The sequence below is a fragment of the Desulfovibrio sp. SGI.169 genome (genome assembly GCF_050313595.1).
Lineage (GTDB): Bacteria > Desulfobacterota > Desulfovibrionia > Desulfovibrionales > Desulfovibrionaceae > Desulfovibrio.
Genome location: NZ_JBNPLS010000085.1, coordinates 1 through 555, shown reverse-complemented (window position 1 = coordinate 555; position 555 = coordinate 1). Strand labels below are relative to the sequence as shown.

Below are 555 nucleotides of genomic sequence, written 5' to 3'. Positions count from 1 at the left end.
CTTCATGCCGGCAGGCTGATACAGCACTTGACCGCTTGTTTCATTGTCCTGAATAACCGGAAGTTCTTCGCTGTACTCCCCAAGTTTGACGATACGCTTGCTTTTAGGATTGAAGGAAATCGCGCCATCCCATAAACGGATAGTATCAACGCCAATTTCTTCAAAAAATTCACCAAGCCAATCCACAGCGTCAAGATCATCCCAGACGCCAGCACTATCAACAATATTATCAGGATCAATATATTTTAAAAATTCATCTGCATCTCCATACGTTTCTTCAAGTGATGAAGGCAGAGTGCCCTTTTCATGGTCCGCATCCCAGCGCGCACTAATGGCATCATAAAAATCACTAATATTTGGAGCATCTTTAAGATTAATTCCCCACATTTTAGTGTAGTCATCTCCAGAGTAATGACGTACTCGTTCACTGTCGCCATATGCCCACATGGTGAAACCGACATCGTTGTCAGGGGATTCCTCCGACTGGCTGCCGCGATATGCCCAATCCTCATGTTCTGGCTGATACAGCGCCCGGCCCGCGTCCACGCCTTCGCC

Annotated in this window: 1 protein-coding gene; it reads right to left on the bottom strand. The window is 46.8% G+C overall.

Annotation, left to right across the window (positions count from 1 at the left end; translation table 11 throughout):
* Positions 1 to 555: hypothetical protein (locus tag ACQRA4_RS13885; protein WP_427823638.1), on the bottom strand; the 555-nt coding region annotated here is incomplete at both ends.